Below are 17,624 nucleotides of genomic sequence, written 5' to 3'. Positions count from 1 at the left end.
ACCGTGACCGAATCCGGAGCGGCCGAGGCCGAGCTGCTGTTGCGCGCACGCGGCGGCGACCAGCAGGCGTTCGGCGAACTCATGTCGTTGCACCGCAACCGGGTGTGGGCGGTGTGCCTCAACGTCACCGGCAACAACCACGACGCCGAGGACGCCTTCCAGGAGACGCTGATCTCGACGTGGCAACACCTCGACCGATTCCGTGGTGAGGCCAAGTTCACCACCTGGCTGCATCGTGTCACGGCGAATTGCGCACTTGCCGTGGTTCGTCGACGCAAACCCCGCACCGACACCGTCGATTTCACCGACACCGATCAGCCCGTGGTCCTCACCGACGACACCGCGTCGCGTTTCGACGACCACGTCGCCGAGCGGGATCAGCTGCGCTCGGCTCTCGCCGAGCTGCCCGAGGACTTCCGCACCGCGATCGTGCTCAGGGAGTTCGGTGATCTGAGTTATGCCGACATCGCCGAGCACACCGGCGTGGGCGTACAGACGGTGAAATCGCGACTCAACCGCGCACGCAGCCACCTCGCCACGACCTTGCGCGGCTACGACCTCGTCGCCGACTGACGCGGCCCCACCGGTGTCGGCGACCGCTGCGAGGCGACGTCGCCGCACGTGGCGGCCGGCCCTGTGAGCAGACCTCCCCGGGTCGACACCGCTCCGTGTTCGCCTCGTGACCCGATCGACACCATGACGCGCCGTACACGTTTCCGGGGACGGTGACCATCGGTGGGACCGCCACCGAAGGAGACACCATGTCGACCACCGCCATCCGCCGCTTCAGCGCTCTCGGAGCCTTCACCCTGCTCGCCGGCGCCGGCATCGCCCTCGGCGCCGCTCCCGCCGCCGCAGCGCCGCTGGCCTGCCCGGCACTGCCCGGTCAGACCGCGACCACCCCCGACTGCACGGCGACATCGACCGGTACCGGCACCTCGGCCGCCATCGGCGACACCCCGGGCGCGGCCAGTGCGAACGGTGGCCGCAACGGGCTGTCGCTGGGTATCGGCCTCGGAGGCGGGAAGGCCACCTCGCAGGCGCAGAACCTCAACGCCGCGGCCGCCATCGCCAGCGGACGCGGCGCCGTCGCCGATCTCACCGGCATCAAGCCCGGCCTCTCGATCGGTATCGCGGGACCCGGCGCGACCGTCACGGTGAACGGCCGCACCGGTGCGACCTGCACCGGCGGGATCGGGTTCGCCGGCGACTTCCAGACGTTCTCGGGCTGCATCAACTTCGGCAACGGCGAGATCCCGCTCGGCAACCGCTGACCTCGGCGACACCCGTTCGCACTGGACACCACCTCGGCCGACCCGTACGCTCCGAACTGAGTTAGTCGTCATTAACCCAGTTGCCTCCGGAGTGTGTGCTGATGGTGTTCGATCGAGCGCGTAACCGGGCCGATCACGAGAGCCTCGTGGCCGACCTGTCCGAGCGCGTGTCCACCGCAGCGCTCGGCGGGTCGGCCTCGTCGCGTGAACGCCACATCGCACGCGGCAAGCTGCTCCCGCGCGATCGCGTCGACACCCTCCTCGACCCCGGCAGCCCCTTTCTCGAGTTGTCGGCGCTGGCCGGGACGGGCATGTATCTCGACGCCGGCGGGCGCGACGAATGCCCGGGCGCGGGCGTCATCACCGGCATCGGCCGGGTCTCGGGACGCGAATGTGTCGTGGTGGCCAACGACGCCACGGTCAAGGGCGGCACCTACTACCCGATGAGCGTGAAGAAGCACCTCCGTGCGCAGGAGGTGGCCCTGCACAACAACCTCCCGTGCATCTACCTCGTCGACTCCGGCGGCGCCTTCCTGCCAAAACAGGACGAGGTGTTCCCCGACCGCGAACACTTCGGTCGCATCTTCTTCAACCAGGCCACCATGAGTGCCCGCGGGATCGCGCAGATCGCGGCCGTGCTCGGGTCGTGCACCGCCGGTGGCGCGTACGTCCCGGCGATGAGCGACGAGTGCGTGATCGTCCGCGATCAGGGCACCATCTTCCTGGGGGGCCCGCCGCTGGTGAAGGCGGCGACCGGCGAGGTCGTCACCGCCGAGGAACTCGGCGGAGGAGTCCTGCACTCGACGGTGTCGGGCGTGACCGATCACCTCGCCGACGACGACACCGACGCGCTACACCGGGTGCGGCGCATCGTCTCGACCCTCGGCCCACGCACCGACACCCCGTGGCCGGTGCGCGAACCCCGTCCTGCCGCAGTCGACCAGACCGAGCTGTACGACGTCGTCCCCACCGATCTGCGCACACCGTACGACGTGCGCGAGGTGATCTCGCGGCTCGTCGACGTCGGTGACACCGCCGACGGAACCGACTCCACGACAGGTGAGTTCGACGAGTTCAAGGCCGGTTACGGCACCACCCTGGTCACCGGCTTCGCCCACATCGAGGGTCACCCGGTGGGCATCGTCGCGAACAACGGCGTGCTGTTCGGCGAGTCGGCGATGAAGGGCGCCCACTTCATCGAACTGTGCGACAAACGCAGCATCCCCCTGTTGTTCCTGCAGAACATCTCGGGATTCATGGTGGGTCGCGACTACGAGGCGGGCGGCATCGCCAAACACGGCGCGAAGATGGTCACCGCCGTCGCCTGCGCCCGCGTCCCGAAGCTCACCGTGGTGATCGGCGGGTCCTACGGCGCCGGCAACTACTCGATGTGCGGGCGAGCGTATTCGCCGCGCTTCCTGTGGATGTGGCCGAACGCGCGCATCTCGGTGATGGGCGGTGAGCAGGCGGCAGCGGTGTTGTCGACGGTGCGCGGCGACCAGGCCGACGCCGCGGGCAAGCCCTGGTCGGAGGAGGACGTCGAGGCGTTCAAGGCGCCCATCCGCGAGCAGTACGAGCACCAGGGCAACCCCTACTACTCCACCGCCCGGCTGTGGGACGACGGCATCATCGATCCCGCCGACACCCGCAGCATCCTCGGACTGGCCCTCGGTGCGTGCGCGAACGCACCCCTGGAGCCGGTCTCCTACGGCGTCTTCCGGATGTGACATCGATGACGGACAACACGATCGAGATCTCGTCGGTGCTCGTCGCCAATCGCGGCGAGATCGCCGTGCGCGTGATGCGGACCCTGCGCGACATGGGCATCCGGTCCATCGCGGTGTTCAGCGACGCTGACGCCGACGCACTGCACGTGACCGTCGCCGACGACGCGGTGGGCATCGGCCCCGCACCCGCCCGGGAGAGCTACCTCGACATCGACAGGGTCATCGCCGCGGCGATCGCCACCGGTGCCGACGCGATCCACCCAGGATACGGATTCCTCTCGGAGAACAGTGCTTTCGCCGCCGCATGCGAGGCGGCCGGCATCGTCTTCATCGGCCCCACGCCCGAGGCCATGACGGTGATGAGCGACAAGATCACCGCCAAGAACACCGTGTCCGCGCACGACGTCCCCGTCGTACCCGGCATCGCGCGTCCCGGTCTCACCGACGACGACCTCGTCGCGGCGGCGCAGGACATCGGGTATCCGGTGCTCGTCAAGCCGTCCGCCGGTGGCGGCGGCAAGGGCATGCGTGTCGTGACCGAACCGTCGGCGCTGTCCGCCGCCCTCGCCGGTGCACGCCGCGAGGCCGCGTCGTCCTTCGGCGACGACACCCTGTTCCTCGAGCGATTCGTGTTGTCGCCGAGGCACATCGAGGTACAGGTGCTCGCCGACGCGCACGGCGGCGTCATCCACCTCGGCGAGCGGGAGTGCAGCCTGCAGCGTCGACACCAGAAGGTGATCGAGGAGGCGCCCTCGCCGCTGCTCGACGAGGCGACCCGCGCACGCATCGGGGCGGCGGCGTGCGACACCGCGCGCAGCGTCGGCTACCGCGGCGCGGGCACGGTCGAGTTCATCGTCTCCGCCGACCGGCCCGACGAGTTCTTCTTCATGGAGATGAACACCCGCCTGCAGGTCGAGCACCCGGTGACCGAACTCGTCACCGGGATCGATCTGGTGGAGTGGCAGATCCGCGTCGCGCGCGGCGAGACGCTCACGATCGCCCAGGACGACGTGACGATGATCGGACACGCTGTGGAGGCCCGCGTCTACGCCGAGGACCCCGCCCGGGGCTTCATCCCGACCGGCGGCACGGTCATCGACCTCGTCGAGCCGCAGGGCACCGGCATCCGGGTCGATTCCGGCCTCGTCACCGGCACCGTGATCAGCAGTCACTACGACCCGATGCTGTCGAAGGTGATCGCCCGCGGCCCCGACCGCGGCACCGCGCTGGCCCGACTCGACACCGCACTCGCCACGACCGGCGTCCTCGGCGTCGGCACCAACATCGACTTCCTGCGCACCGTTCTCGCCGAGGACGACGTCCGCGCCGGGCGCCTCGACACCGGTTTCCTCGACCGCCTCGTCGAGACCGTCGAACCCCCCACGATCCCCGACGACGCGGTCATCGCCGCCGCGGTCTCCGGGTGGGCGGCGAGCTGGCGCGACGCCGGATCCGACCCCTGGTCACGACCCGGCGGCTGGCGAGCCTCACGACCCGATGCACCGACCGTCTTCCGCCTGCAGGCCGGCTCCGACGTCCGCGTGGTGTCGGTGACGGGGACACCGGACGCCACGCGTGTGTCGCTCGACCCCGGTGACGCCGTGGTGACCGCACCGCTGGGTGTGTCGGCGACCCTGTCGGGCGCCGACGTCGTGGTCACCACTGACGGGACACGGCGACGCTACCGAGTTGCTCGGAGCGGCAACGACATCTGGGTCCACCGCGCCGGGGGCACCTGGCTGGTGTCGACGATCCCTGCGGGCGCCGCACGCGGCGGGGCCGATGCGGCGACCGACGCGGACCTTCGCTCCCCCATGCCCGGATCGGTGATCGCGGTCGGCGTCGCCGACGGTGACGCGGTGACCGCGGGGACGGTCGTTGTCATCGTGGAGGCCATGAAGATGGAGCACGCACTGAGCGCTTCGGTCGACGGTCGCGTCGAACTGTCGGCCGCGGTCGGTGACCAGGTGGGCGTCGGTCAGCTCCTCGCCCGCGTGATCCCCACCGACGCCGAGACCCCAGACACCGAGACCGCAGACGCCACCGAGACATCCCCGGCTACGAAACCAGAGGAAACCGCATGACCATGACCAGTTCGGAAGCGATCTCGACGGCGAACCTGCCGGAGGACTACCGCGACCTCAAGGCCTCGGTGGCCGATTTCGCCCGGTCGGTGGTGGCGCCGGTGTCGGCGAAACACGATGCGGAGAAGTCGTTCCCGTACGAGGTCGTCGCGGGGATGGCGGAGATGGGTCTCTTCGGGCTCCCGTTCCCCGAGGAGTACGGCGGCATGGGCGGTGACTACTTCGCGCTGTGCCTCGCGCTCGAGGAGTTGGGCAAGGTCGACCAGAGTGTCGCGATCACCCTCGAGGCCGGGGTGTCGTTGGGCGCCATGCCCATCTACAGCTTCGGCAGCGAGGACCAGAAGCAGGAGTGGTTGCCGCGGCTGACCAGCGGACGCGCGCTGGGTGCCTTCGGGCTCACCGAGGCGGGCGGCGGCAGCGACGCCGGCGCCACCAAGACCACCGCCGTCCTCGACGGTGACGAATGGGTCATCAACGGCTCCAAGCAGTTCATCACCAACTCCGGCACCGACATCACCGAGCTCGTCACCGTGGCCGCGGTGACCGGAGCCGATGCGAACGGGCACAAGCAGATCTCGTCGATCATCGTCCCCACGTCGTCGACCGGTTTCGCCGCCGGCCCGTCCTACGACAAGGTCGGATGGAACGCGTCGGACACCCATCCGCTCACCTTCGACGACGTGCGTGTCCCGCGCTCGAACCTGCTGGGCGAGCAGGGTCGGGGCTACGCCAACTTCCTCCGCATCCTCGACGAGGGCCGGATCGCGATCGCCGCGCTGGCGGTCGGCGTCGCGCAGGGTTGTGTCGACGAGTGCGTGAGGTACGCGAAGGAACGGTCGGCCTTCGGGCGACCCATCGGCGACAACCAGTCCATCGCGTTCACCATCGCCCGCATGGAGGCCCGCGCCTACGCCGCGCGCACTGCCTACTACGACGCTGCGGCGTTGATGCTGGCGGGCAAGCCGTTCAAGACCCAGGCGTCGATCGCGAAGATGATCGCCTCGGAGGCGGCCATGGACAACTCGCGCGACGGCACACAGGTACACGGTGGCTACGGATACATGAACGAGTACACCGTCGCGCGGCACTACCGCGACAGCAAGATCCTCGAGATCGGCGAGGGCACCACCGAGGTGCAGCTCATGCTCATCGCCCGCAGCCTCGGGCTGTAGGAGACCCGGCGCTCGGGCCGATGTCGCACCACTCCCGTGCGCGTCCGGCACACTCATCGGGTGCTGAACTGGTTGGCGGTCGGGGTCCTGCTGGTGGTGGTGACGGCCGTGGTCGTCATCAAGTTGCTGGCGCGTCGGCGCGCACCTGACCCGGGCTGGTTCATCGACAGCACGCGGGCGGCGGGCGCCCTGACCGTGATCGGCACGATGTTCGCGGTCCTGTTGGCGTTCACCATCTTCTACGCGCTGCAGAACTACCAGAAGGCGCGTGACGGCGGCAGCATGGAGGCCATCGCGGTCACCGAACTGCACACCGTCGCCGACGTGCTCGAAGGGCACGACGGGACCCGCCTCCACGGCGACCTGATCTGCTACTCCCGGGCCGTCGTCTCCGACGAGTGGCCTGCGATGCGTCGCGGCGAGTCGTCGGCGACGGTGCAGCACTGGGTCGACGCGATGGGACGTGACTTCGCGGCGACGAACCCGACGAACGCCCGCCAGGAGGCGGCGTACAGCCAGTGGTTCGACCAGCAGGCCGAGCGTCGCGACGGTCGGCGCGCCCGCGCCGCGGAGGCAGCACCCTCGGTACCCGTACCCCTGTGGATCGTTCTCGGTATCGGGGCGAGCGCGATCCTCGCGTACATGTGTGTCCAGGCCGATCGACGCGAGAGCGCGGTGATCCAGGCCGTGCCCATCGCCTTCGTCTCGGCGCTGGTCACCTCGGCACTGCTCGTCGTCGCCTTCCTCGACCACCCGTACGACGACTGGTCGGGGAGCCTCCAACCCGGTCAGATGCGCGTGACCCTCTCGCTCATCGACGACGGACATCCCGTTCCCTGCGATCGACAGGGCGACCCGACCTGAGTGCAGGTTCTACCGCTGGCGGAGAACGCACGTTCTCAGGATGTGGGACGGACGGAAATAGACTCCGACCGACGACGTTGACGCTGGCATGACGAACCTGAGCAGCAAGGCCACGACCCTTCTCGAACTGCACAAGCCCGGTGACCCGGTGATCCTCCCGACCGTGTGGGACGCCTGGTCGGCGAACCTCGCCGTCGCCGCGGGCTTCACCGCCCTCACCGTGGGCAGCCATCCGATCTCCGACTCGATCGGCAAGTCCGACAACGAGGGGCTCACCTTCGACGAGGTGCTGACCCGCATCAAGCAGATCACCGCCGCGGTCGACGTGCCGATCTCGGTCGACATCGAGTCCGGCTACGGCGAGGACCCCCAGCGCCTGATCGAGGGCCTGATCGACGCCGGGGCCGTGGGCCTCAACATCGAGGACACCGTGCACAGCGAGGGTGGCCGGCTACGCGAGGCGCAGGAGCACGCAGACTTCGTCGGAGCGCTGCGTGCCGCGTCCGACGCCACCGACGTCCACGTCGTGGTCAACGCCCGCACCGATCTGTTCCTGAAGGAGGTCGGCGACGAGTCCGACCGTGTCGATCGCGCGATCGCCCGCCTGAAGCTCGCGGCCGAGGCAGGCGCCGACGTGCTGTACCCGGTCGGCTTCCACAGCGATGACGTACAGAAGCGCCTCACCTCGGAGCTGCCGCTCCCCGTCAACGCCATCGGCCACCCGGTCAACAGCGACAAGGCGACGCTGGCCGGTCTCGGTGTGGGACGGGTCAGCTTCGGTCCGATCTGGCAGATGGTGCTCGCCGAGCGGTCGAACGAGATCCTCGCGCGCTGGAAGTGAGATCCGACGCGTGAGGGTGGGGTCGGCGGGCGAGTTACCACGCGCTCGCCGACCCTGCTCGTCAGCACAGTGTGGCTTTTCTGACATGTATTTCACGACGCCCAACATCCCCCGCGCGAGTGGAGAGCCGTAACCTCTCGCGAAAGTAGCTCTTCAGTTCAGCAAAGAATCTCGGGGATTCGTGTGTTCAGAAAAGCTGTCATCGTCATCATCACGCTCGTTGCCGCTGTCGTGGCGTCCTCCGCGACGACCGCGTCGGGCAGCGCTGCACCCGACGTCGCGACACCGGCGCCGTCCGTCGGTGCGGTACCCGACCTCGACGTCCCCGGCCCGTACCGCGTGACCGCGTCCGCGCCGGTGTCGCCGTGTCGCGGCCCGGGAGCGGCCGAGCAGATCAGGAGTGTTCGCGAGCAGGGTGCGCGTTCACCGCTGCTGTGCACCGACGCCGCCCCCATCGGCCGCGGACCCGACCGCGGGGTCGATCTCTACCTCCCCGAAGGCGCTCCCGGCGCTCGCCCGCTCATCGTGTTCGTTGCCGGGAGCGGTGCCAACCCCGGCTACTTCGTCCGCACGGTGACCCACTGGGCAAGTCACGGGTTCGTCGTCGCCGTCGCATACGACGCCCGCGAGATCGCACCGGAGAGCACGTTCGCCGGCATCCGTCGCGCCGTCGCCGCCGACGCCGATCCGACCTCGCCCGCGCACGGGCGCATCGACACGGGTCGAGTCGTCCTCGCGGGGCATTCCGCCGGCGCCGCCAAGGCACTCGAGGCCGCGAGCCTCGTCGCCGCGCCGCCGCCGACGGCGATCACCGACCGCATCCCGCTCACCGTCCCCGCCGGTGTCCGGGTGGTCGGTGTGCTCGCGGTCGCTCCCGACATCTACACCGTGGTCGGACGATTCCACGTCCCCACCCTCGTCACCTCCGGTTCCGAGGACCGGACCGCGCGACCCGAGGTGCTGCGTCCCCTCCTCATCGACCGTCTCGCCGCCCCGACGTGGTTTGTCGTCGCCCGCGGGAACCAGCACCTCGTCGCGATCGATCCCGTCTCGGACTATCCGCTGACGCGCATCCAGCTCGCGTTCCTGGAGTTCGTGACGGGCGACAGCACCCGCTGTCCCGACTTCGTCGGCGATGCTCCCACCGTGCTCACCGACCCCGCTCTGACCCTGTCCGTCCGCACCGCCGCGGCACGTTCCCTGTCCTGCGCACGCTGAACGTCGATCGGAGACACCGTGTCCCGCATCCTGGTCATGACCTCACCCGCGCGCGGAGTGATGTATCCGATCGTCGAGACACTGCTGGAGCTGTGTGACCGCGGCCACGACATCCGCGTCATCACCCTCGCTGACGAGGTCGCGATGCTGCGGGGGCTGGGATTGTCGGCCTCGCCGCTGCCTGCCGAGATCGATGCCGCGCTGCCCGGTGACTGGCGGGGCGACGGCACACGAACGCCGGGGGCGCTCACCGACCGACTACTGGGCCGCATCGACGCCGAGTTCGCACACCTCACGTCGGTGATCGCCGACCACCGCCCGGACATGATCCTCACCGATGTGGTCGCCACCGGCGCGCAGTGCGCGGCCGAGGCGTCCGGTCTGCCGTGGGCGATCTTCAGCGCCACCTTCCTTCCCCTGTTCAGCACCGACGGACCTCCGATCGGCCTCGGACTCACACCCCGCGAGGGCCGTCTCGCCCACATGCGTGACACCGCCATCGCCCATGCTGCGCAGAGCCTCTGGGATCTCACGTTCCTGCGGAAGTTCAACCGCGCCCGCACCCGGTACGGGCTGTCGCCGCTACGCCACTGCGACGAGGTGCTGCGGCGGGCACCACTGCTGCTGAGCTTGTGCGGCGCACCGCTGGAGCGGGCACGCACCGACTGGCCGCCCACGGTCGAGATGGTCGGACCGTCGCTGTGGGCCCCGCCCGGCGATCGGGATCCCCGGATCGACGCGATCACCGCGCCCATCGCCCTGGTCACCTGTTCCACCGAACTGCAGGCCGACGAAACGCTCGCCGCGACCGCGCTCGAGGCGCTGGCCGGGACCGGCCTCCACGCCGTGGTCACCACGGGCGCGCTCGATCCCGACCGGTTCGTCGCCGGCCGCGACTCCACCGTCGCACGATTCCTGCCGCACGAGCAGGTGCTCGCGCGGACGTCGGTGGTGATCAGCCACGGCGGGATGGGCATCACGCACAAGGCCCTGGCACGCGGGATCCCGATGGTCGTGGTGCCGTTCGGGCGCGATCAGCGCGACATCGCCGCCCGCGTCGCCGCCGCGGGATGCGGGGTCCGCCTCGACCCCCGCCGCATGACCGCGACGTCGCTGCGGACCGCGGTGTCGACCGCCCTCGACCGGAGCGATCGGGCCCGATGTGTCGCCGATCTCGTACCGGCCGAGGGCTCTGCCGAGCGCGCAGCGGCCTACATGGAGAAGATCCTGGTCAACGGGGCAGGAGGTGGTACCAAAGGATTCGACCCGATCTGAGCGCACCACATCCGCAGGGACCACAGCGTCGAATATGCTGTGAACGGCAACTGCGGTTGTGGCCGCCCGGAATCTCCCGGCGGGCGCAGGCGTGTATCCCCCACGACCACACGATCCCGACCCAGGAGCGGCCGATGTCCGGTGAGCGGCGATCCGACGCCCGGCGTGCGATGCGCCGCGCAAACGCCCGACACCACCGTGGCGCGAACCCGCTCGAACGCGAGATCGACATCACCGAACGTCGCATGCACCGGCTGCTGGTACTCGTGGGCATGATCCTGCTGCCGCTGGCGATCGTGCCCGGCATCCTCATCTGGAGTTCCCACTCCGATGATCCGCCGCAGAAGCGCATCGACACCGTGAGCGCGACGACCGACCTCGGGTCGGCGGCCGTCACCCCGATCACCTCGACCATCGGGTCCGACGAGTCGAACAAGGTGCCCGCGCACTGGACCTACAAGGGCGCCGCCAAATCCGGCGTCATCTCCGTCCCGCCCGGTACCGCTGCGGGCAGCTCGCTGCTGCTCACCGTCGATCAGGACGGCCGCCCCACTCCGCCGATACCGTTGCGTGCCGACGCCGGCGTGACCGCGGTCGCGGTGGTGATCGTGCTCATCGGCCTGGTGATCGCCACGCTGCTGGCCCTGCAGAACTGGATCCGCACCCACTGTGATCGCAAACGCGACATCATGTGGGACAAGGCGATCCGGGAGTTCTTCGCCCCGGAGTGATCGACCTGCCGCGCGGCAGCCGTGAGCGCCGCCCGCGATCAGCTCAGCTCATTCGACCCTGTTGCCGTCGGAGTCCCAGTGCGACTCCACCTTCTTGCTCGGCTGCACCCGCGGGGGCTCACCCTTCTGTTTGGGGTAGTCCGGCGGGAAGTTGAGTTCGCCGCCGGGCAACGTCTCCCACAGCTCGAGAAGCGGTTCGATCGAGTGGGCCTGCGCGTCGATGTCGGCCCATGGATCACCGTCGGCGAGGTAATCGGGGATGGTCGTCAGGTTGAAGTCCCTCGGATCGGTGACCTCGGCGAGCCGCTCCCAGGTGACCGGTGTGCTCACCGGTGCCCCGGGCTGCGCGCGCAGACTCCACGCGCTGGCGATGGTCCGGTCACGGAGGTTCTGGTTGTAGTCGAGGAACAGGCGGGTGCCCCGTTCCTCCTTCCACCATGCGGTCGTCACGCCGTCGTCGCGACGTTCGAGTTCCCGACCGAGTCCGATCGCGGCGTGACGGACCTCGTCGAAGGTCCAACGCGGCTCGATACGCACGTAGATGTGGACACCCCGGTTGCCGCTCGTCTTGGGGAAGCCCCGCAGACCGTGCTCGGCCAACAGCTCTCTCAACACACCGGCGACCCGCTGCGCATCGGAGAACGACGTTCCGGGCTGCGGATCGAGATCGATGCGGAGTTCATCGGGGTGATCGACGTCGGGCCGCCGCACCGGCCAGGGATGGAACGTCAGTGCACCCATCTGGGCGGCCCACACCATCGACGCGGGCTCGGTCGGGCACAGCTCGTCGGCCTTACGTCCGCTCGGGAAGGCGATCGACACGGTGTCGACGAAATCGGGCGCTCCCTTGGGAAGTCGCTTCTGGTAGAAGCCGTCGCCCTCGCGGTCCTGCGGTCCGGTGGCCAGGCGCATGCCCTCGCGCCATCCATCGGGCCACCGCTCCATGGCGGTGGGCCGCTCGCCGATCGCCGCCATGAGGACGTCGCCGACGGTCGCGAAGTACTCACACACCTCGAGTTTGGTGATGTCGGGTGTCCGGTCGGTCGCCTCGTAGACGACGCGGTCGGGACTCGAGACGCGGACCTCCCGGTCGCCCACCGCCACCATCGCCGCCGGAGTCTTCGCCATCAGTCGCACCCTTCCAGCACATCGTGCAGGTCGTAGGTGAGCGGGACCTCGAGCTGGTCGTAGCCGCAGCTCTCGGGATCACGGTCGGGGCGCCACCGTTGGAACTTCACCGTGTGCCGGAACCGCTCCTTCTCCATCTGGTCGTAGCCGACCTCGACCACCAGCTCGGGACGGATCGGGATCCACTCGCCGGTGCCGGCGGAGTTCCACCGGTTGGGCTCGCCCGCGGCGGTGTGGTCGGGATCGAGACGCATGGGTTCGAACTGCTGCTGCAACTCGATGCGCTTGGCGTCGGTGAAAGCACTCGATCCGCCGACGCTGCGCAGCTGCCCGTCCCGGTAGAGGCCGAGCAGCATCGACCCGACACCGGTGCCGCTCTTGTGCACCCGGTAGCCGATCACCACGCAGTCGGCGGTGCGTTTGTGCTTGACCTTCAGCATCTCTCGTTTACCGCCGATGTAGGCGCCCTCGATGCGCTTGCTCACGACGCCGTCGAGTCCGGCGCCCTCGAAGGCGCTGAACCAGTCGATGGCGGTCTGCGAGTCGGTGGTCACGCGACTCACCCGTAGGAAACCGGTACCTCCGATCGCCTCGGTGAGCGCATCGCGGCGCACACGGAAGGGTTCGCCGGTGAGGTCGCGATCGCCGAGGGCGAGGGCGTCGAAACCGATGAACATGGCCGGCGTGCTCTCGGCCAGCATCTGCACCCGCGAGTCGGCGGGGTGGATGCGTTGGCTGAGCGAATCCCAGTCGAGGCGGCGGACGCCGCCGATCTCGGCCTGCACGCCGATCTCGCCGTCGACCACCACACGATCGGGCAGCTCCGCTCGTGCCGCCTCGACGAGTTCGGGGAAGTAGCGGGCCAGATCCTTGCCGCTCCGCGACCCCATCACGACCTCGTCACCGTCGCGAAAGATCAGCGCCCGGAACCCGTCCCACTTCGGCTCGTGCGACCAGGCGACGCCGTCGTCGGGCTGGGCGGGCACCGCGGTGACCGCCTTGGCGAGCATCGGCGCGACAGGTGGCATGACGGGGAGGTCCACCCCGCCATGGTCTCACCAACCCCACCCCACCGCCGCAGAAGCCCCGCAAACCGACGGGTCCAGTTGTGCTGACTGTGCGGAAACGGCCGGGCGAGGTTGTGCTGGTTGTGCTGACTGTGTGGAAACGCTCGTCGAGTGTGCTCACCACCTGGCGTGACCCGGCAGCGAGACAACGCACACTCGACGACCGGCTTCCGCACCGTCAGCGGTAGTAAACCGCAACCAGAACCCGAAATGCACCAGCGTTCAACGCTATTCACTGAAAACAACCTCCCAACCTTCGAACATCCGTGCTGACCTGGATGTACAGAACCACCTGGGGAGGGGGCAGGACGATGAATGACATCGAATCGGATTACGCTGCCCTGGAACAGATTGTGAGCAGAATCCTTTCTGCCGACTCCACCTCGTGCACTGACGAGGAGGTCGCGGATCTCGCCATCCGCAACGAACGCATCACCCGCCAATTGGAAGCCGCCGGCAATCAGCGCATCCTCGAGGTCTCCGACCGCGACGCGTACCGCGCCGTCGGGTGCGTGACCCTGACCGAGTTCCTACAGACGAAACTGCGCGTCACGCAACCGAAGAAGCGTCTCAAAGAAGTGCAGGCACTCGAGTCGATGCATGCGATGACCGGCGAGAAGCTACCGCCGGTATGCCCGAACACCGCCCGCGAACTCGCCGCCGGAACGATCGGCCCCGACCACGTCCACGCAGTGTTGGACGTGATGGCCAAGATCCCCACCGCGGTCGAGCCCGAGCACCGCGCCTTCGCCGAGCAGACCCTGGCCGAGTTCGCGACCACACTGACGCCGAAAGAGATCGCCGCCGCGGGCGTGCGGATCCTCGCTCACCTCGATCCCGACGGCCGGTTGACCGACGATCGAGATCGCGCACGGAACCGGAAACTGAACCTCGGCTGCCAGGACTCGCAGCTGATGTCGAAGTTGACCGCCACGTTGGATCCGATCACGCGAGCGCTGTTCGATGTGGTGCTCGCCAAGTGGGCGGCACCGGGAATGAACAACCCCGACGACGACCAGTCACCCACAGGCGATGGAAGCGAGATCAACACCGACCTGCTGCGTGAAGCGGCTGACCGTGATTGCCGCTCGCAGTCCCAGCGCAACCACGATGCCCTGAAAGCCCTGCTCGACGCCGCGGTCAACGGCGGACTGCTCGGTCAGTCGCATCGCGGACTGCCGCCGCAGATCATCGTGTCCATCACCGACGCCCAATTACGTGAACACGCCGGCGTCGCACGCACCGCCACCGGCAGCGACCTACCGATCTCGGACGTGGTGACACTGGCCGCGAACGCCCGGACACACCTCGCCGTGTTCAGCGACGTCACCAACGAGCCGCTGTTCTTCGGCCGGTCCCGCCGCCTCGCCTCACAGGCACAACGCTTGATGGCTTTCGCAAAGTATCGGGGCTGCAGCAAAGACACCTGCCACGTCCCGTTCGCGCACACCGAAATGCACCATGCCGAACGAGATTGGGCCGACGGCGGACTCACCGACGCCGCCGATCTGGCACCGGCCTGCGGACGCCACAACCGGGCCGTCGGCACCGAACCGCACCAGTGGACCACCGAGAAGATCACCGACGGCCCCGACAAAGGCCGCTACGGCTGGCGACGCAACACCGACCCACCCGATGCTCTGCGCGCCAACCAGCTACACCGGATCGACGAAATCTTCGAGCGATACCGGAACCTGCCTGACGCCGACCCTGCGTCGAGTTGGCGGTTCGATATTGCGTGGCCTCGGCATCCGCTTTATCCGGCGGCGTAGTGGTGGTTGCCTTATACCGCCGCTGACTGTGCGGAAAGTCGTCGCCGAGTGTGCGTTGTCTGATTGTCGGCTCGCGTGGAGTGCTCAGCACACTCGGCTTGGCTTTCCACACACTCAGCAGGACCGGCTTTCCACACACTCAGCCGTACCGGCTTTCCACACCTCAGCCGTACCGACAGCCGCGGTTAGGCTCGGGTGCATGGCAAACTCGATCCGGCCGATCGTGCTGGCACTGATCCGGCGACCGGTCGACGGCGCCCTCCTCGTCACCGGCCACGGCATCGGGACCGACGATCCGCGCGTCCGCCCGCTCGGCGGAGGCATCGAGTTCGGTGAATCCGCGCGTACCGCACTCGACCGGGAGATCACCGAGGAGCTGGGCATCACCGTCGCGTCCGCGACGTTGCTGGGGGTGTTCGAGAACCTCTTCACCGCCGACGGCGAGACAGGCCACGAGATCGTGTTCGCGTTCGACACCGACGTCCACGACTCCCCCGTCGACCGCGACCGGTTCCCCGTCCTCGACGCACCCCACGAGATCGCATTCTGGTGGCATCCCTCCGACACCACCGCCCGACTCGTCCCCGCCGAACTCGGCCAGTACATCCAGGAAACACCTCGATGATCCAGACACCCGGTGCGGGCCGGTACGCGCCGTCACCCTCGGGCGACCTCCACATCGGCAACCTCCGCACAGCGCTCCTCGCGTGGCTGTTCGCGCGCAGTACCGAACGCCGCTTCGTCCTCCGCATCGAGGATCTCGACGACCGCTCCCGCGACGGCGTCGCCGAGACCCAACTCGACGACCTCCGCGCACTCGGCATCGAATGGGACGACGAACCGACGGTCCAATCTCGACGCACCCACATCTACGACGCCGTGATCGATGACCTGACCGCCGCCGGCCGGACCTTCGAATGCTTCTGCAGCCGCCGCGAGATACACGCCGCGACCACCGCGCCCCATGCACCGCCGGGTTCCTATCCCGGAACCTGCCGCGATCTCGACAACACTCAACGCGCGGCCCGACGGGCCGCGGGTCGCGAACCCGCCCTCCGATTGCGGAGCGACACACACTCTTTCACCATCACCGACACCCTGTGCGGCGAGTTCTCCGGCGCCGTGGACGACTTCGTGCTCCGACGCGGCGACGGGACCGCCGCCTACAATCTCGCTGTCGTGATCGACGACGGCGCCGAAGGCGTCGACCAGGTGGTCCGCGCCGACGACCTGCTGACCTCCGCCCCGCGCCAGGCGTATCTGGCCACGTTGATCGGGGTGCCCGTCCCTCAGTACGCGCACGTGCCGCTGGTGCTCAACACCTCCGGCGTGCGACTGGCCAAGCGCGACGGCGCGGTCACGCGTGCTGACCTCGCCATGGTCGGCGTCGACGACACACGTCTGCTGTCGCTGCTGGCGTCGTCGCTCGGCCTCGGGACAGTTGGCGAAAACCTCACCGCCGCCGACGTTCTCCGTCGATTCGACCCCGCCGCCCTTCCGAACGGACCGTGGATTCTCGACCCCGACGATCTCTGGTGATCACCGATCATCGACCTGCGATCACGAACCCCCACGTCGTCGGTGATTCCACCGGTGTCCGATTGGTTCTGATTTAGACTGGCGGCCACGCGGACCATCCCCCGGCACGCGCCGAAACGAGAGGACGTCACATGACCGGACCCCAGTACCCGGGCCAGAATCCGGAGGGTCAGGATCCCCAGTACGGGCAGCCCCAACCCGGGCAACCCCAGTACGGACAACCTCAGTACGGCCAGCCCCAGTACGGACAACCCCAGTACGGGCAGCCGCAGTACCCGGCCCCCGACCTGTCGAAGGGCGGAGCCCAGGGCTCCTACCCGCCGCCCGGGCAGTACCCGCCGCCACCGCCGGTGGGCCAGCAGCAGTACGGCGAGCAGGGCATCTACTCGACGTCGGGCCAGCCGGCGGGCGCCGGAGTCCGACTCGGCGCGCGCATCATCGACGGCATCATCGTCGCCATCCCGGTCGCGATCATCGAGGCGATCGTCGGCGTGGCCGCCGGCAATGCCGCGTACTACATCGTGTCGGTGATCCTCAGCTTCGCTGCGATCATCTACTTCACGTACTTCGAGTCCCGCAAGGGCGCGACCCTCGGCAAGCAGTTGCTGAAGCTGCGCACCGTCGGACCCGACGGCAACATCCCCGCCCAGGACGTCGCGTTCAAGCGCAACATCTGGATGCTGCTGTCCGTGCTGACAGCGTTGCTCAATTTCCTGTTCATCCTTCCCGCGCTCGTCGGGCTGGTGACACTCGGAATCGTGATCGCGATCGGCGTGACCATCAGCAACGACCCCAACAAGCAGGGCCTGCACGACAAGTTCGCGGGCGGCACCCGCGTCGTGCGCGTCTGACGTTCTCCGCCCCTCACGCCCCGTAGGTGGTCACATCGACCACGTACGGGGCGTGTTGCGTCCGCGGAGCCGAACGGGCAC

General features: G+C 68.5%; 16 protein-coding genes. 14 read left to right on the top strand and 2 right to left on the bottom strand.

Annotated elements, in window-relative coordinates:
* Positions 1 to 3 precede the first annotated feature (3 nt).
* The 10 genes from ACQ7HM_RS07100 to ACQ7HM_RS07055 all read left to right on the top strand — a co-directional run bounded on the left by ACQ7HM_RS07100 (position 4) and on the right by ACQ7HM_RS07055 (position 11,186).
* Positions 4 to 573: an RNA polymerase sigma factor gene (locus ACQ7HM_RS07100; protein ID WP_434215497.1), complete on the top strand. Its 570-nt coding sequence runs from the start codon at positions 4 to 6 to the stop codon at positions 571 to 573.
* A gap of 188 nt (positions 574 to 761) precedes the next feature.
* Positions 762 to 1,274: a DUF6764 family protein gene (locus tag ACQ7HM_RS07095; RefSeq protein ID WP_434215496.1), complete on the top strand. Its 513-nt coding sequence runs from the start codon at positions 762 to 764 to the stop codon at positions 1,272 to 1,274.
* 101 nt (positions 1,275 to 1,375) lie between these two features.
* Positions 1,376 to 3,001, top strand: coding sequence for a carboxyl transferase domain-containing protein (locus ACQ7HM_RS07090; RefSeq protein ID WP_434215495.1), 1,626 nt, complete (start codon positions 1,376 to 1,378; stop codon positions 2,999 to 3,001).
* A gap of 5 nt (positions 3,002 to 3,006) precedes the next feature.
* A complete protein-coding gene (locus ACQ7HM_RS07085; RefSeq protein WP_434215494.1) occupies positions 3,007 to 5,085 on the top strand; it encodes an acetyl/propionyl/methylcrotonyl-CoA carboxylase subunit alpha in 2,079 nt (692 codons plus the stop codon).
* 2 nt (positions 5,086 to 5,087) lie between these two features.
* Positions 5,088 to 6,257: an acyl-CoA dehydrogenase family protein gene (locus tag ACQ7HM_RS07080; RefSeq protein WP_434215652.1), complete on the top strand. Its 1,170-nt coding sequence runs from the start codon at positions 5,088 to 5,090 to the stop codon at positions 6,255 to 6,257.
* 60 nt (positions 6,258 to 6,317) lie between these two features.
* Complete coding sequence (locus ACQ7HM_RS07075; RefSeq protein ID WP_434215493.1) at positions 6,318 to 7,121, top strand: hypothetical protein; 804 nt, start codon at positions 6,318 to 6,320, stop codon at positions 7,119 to 7,121.
* A gap of 88 nt (positions 7,122 to 7,209) precedes the next feature.
* Positions 7,210 to 7,962, top strand: coding sequence for an isocitrate lyase/PEP mutase family protein (locus ACQ7HM_RS07070; RefSeq protein WP_434215492.1), 753 nt, complete (start codon positions 7,210 to 7,212; stop codon positions 7,960 to 7,962).
* 183 nt (positions 7,963 to 8,145) lie between these two features.
* Positions 8,146 to 9,180, top strand: a complete 1,035-nt coding sequence (locus ACQ7HM_RS07065) for an alpha/beta fold hydrolase (protein WP_434215491.1) — start codon at positions 8,146 to 8,148, stop codon at positions 9,178 to 9,180.
* Between the two features lie 36 nt (positions 9,181 to 9,216).
* Positions 9,217 to 10,455, top strand: a complete 1,239-nt coding sequence (locus ACQ7HM_RS07060; RefSeq protein ID WP_434215490.1) for a nucleotide disphospho-sugar-binding domain-containing protein — start codon at positions 9,217 to 9,219, stop codon at positions 10,453 to 10,455.
* Between the two features lie 134 nt (positions 10,456 to 10,589).
* Entirely contained in the window at positions 10,590 to 11,186 is a 597-nt protein-coding gene (locus tag ACQ7HM_RS07055) for an Rv1733c family protein (protein WP_434215489.1), read from the top strand.
* A 48-nt stretch (positions 11,187 to 11,234) separates the two neighbouring features.
* On the opposite strand, the gene ACQ7HM_RS07050 is transcribed toward ACQ7HM_RS07055, so the two are convergent.
* Positions 11,235 to 12,314: a DNA polymerase domain-containing protein gene (locus ACQ7HM_RS07050; protein WP_434215488.1), complete on the bottom strand. Its 1,080-nt coding sequence runs from the start codon at positions 12,312 to 12,314 to the stop codon at positions 11,235 to 11,237.
* On the bottom strand, positions 12,314 to 13,357 hold the full coding sequence (locus ACQ7HM_RS07045) for an ATP-dependent DNA ligase (RefSeq protein WP_434215487.1): 1,044 nt from the start codon (positions 13,355 to 13,357) through the stop codon (positions 12,314 to 12,316). Before ACQ7HM_RS07045 ends, ACQ7HM_RS07050 begins: the two co-directional genes overlap by 1 nt.
* A 377-nt stretch (positions 13,358 to 13,734) precedes the next feature.
* Between ACQ7HM_RS07045 and ACQ7HM_RS07040 the strand changes: the two genes are divergently transcribed.
* From ACQ7HM_RS07040 to ACQ7HM_RS07025, 4 genes are all read left to right on the top strand, one after another.
* Positions 13,735 to 15,153, top strand: a complete 1,419-nt coding sequence (locus ACQ7HM_RS07040) for a DUF222 domain-containing protein (RefSeq protein WP_434215486.1) — start codon at positions 13,735 to 13,737, stop codon at positions 15,151 to 15,153.
* A 199-nt stretch (positions 15,154 to 15,352) separates the two neighbouring features.
* Positions 15,353 to 15,778: an NUDIX hydrolase gene (locus tag ACQ7HM_RS07035; protein ID WP_434215485.1), complete on the top strand. Its 426-nt coding sequence runs from the start codon at positions 15,353 to 15,355 to the stop codon at positions 15,776 to 15,778.
* Positions 15,775 to 16,692: a tRNA glutamyl-Q(34) synthetase GluQRS gene (gene gluQRS, locus ACQ7HM_RS07030; RefSeq protein WP_434215484.1), complete on the top strand. Its 918-nt coding sequence runs from the start codon at positions 15,775 to 15,777 to the stop codon at positions 16,690 to 16,692. The genes ACQ7HM_RS07035 and gluQRS overlap by 4 nt, the downstream gene beginning before the upstream one ends.
* Positions 16,693 to 16,823: 131 nt before the next feature.
* On the top strand, positions 16,824 to 17,543 hold the full coding sequence (locus ACQ7HM_RS07025; RefSeq protein ID WP_434215483.1) for an RDD family protein: 720 nt from the start codon (positions 16,824 to 16,826) through the stop codon (positions 17,541 to 17,543).
* Positions 17,544 to 17,624: the final 81 nt, after the last annotated feature.

Source organism: Williamsia sp. MIQD14, from assembly GCF_051025635.1.
Lineage (GTDB): Bacteria > Actinomycetota > Actinomycetes > Mycobacteriales > Mycobacteriaceae > Williamsia_A.
The sequence above is the reverse complement of the archived record's forward strand: the minus strand, read 5'-3'. Positions and strand labels throughout refer to the sequence as shown.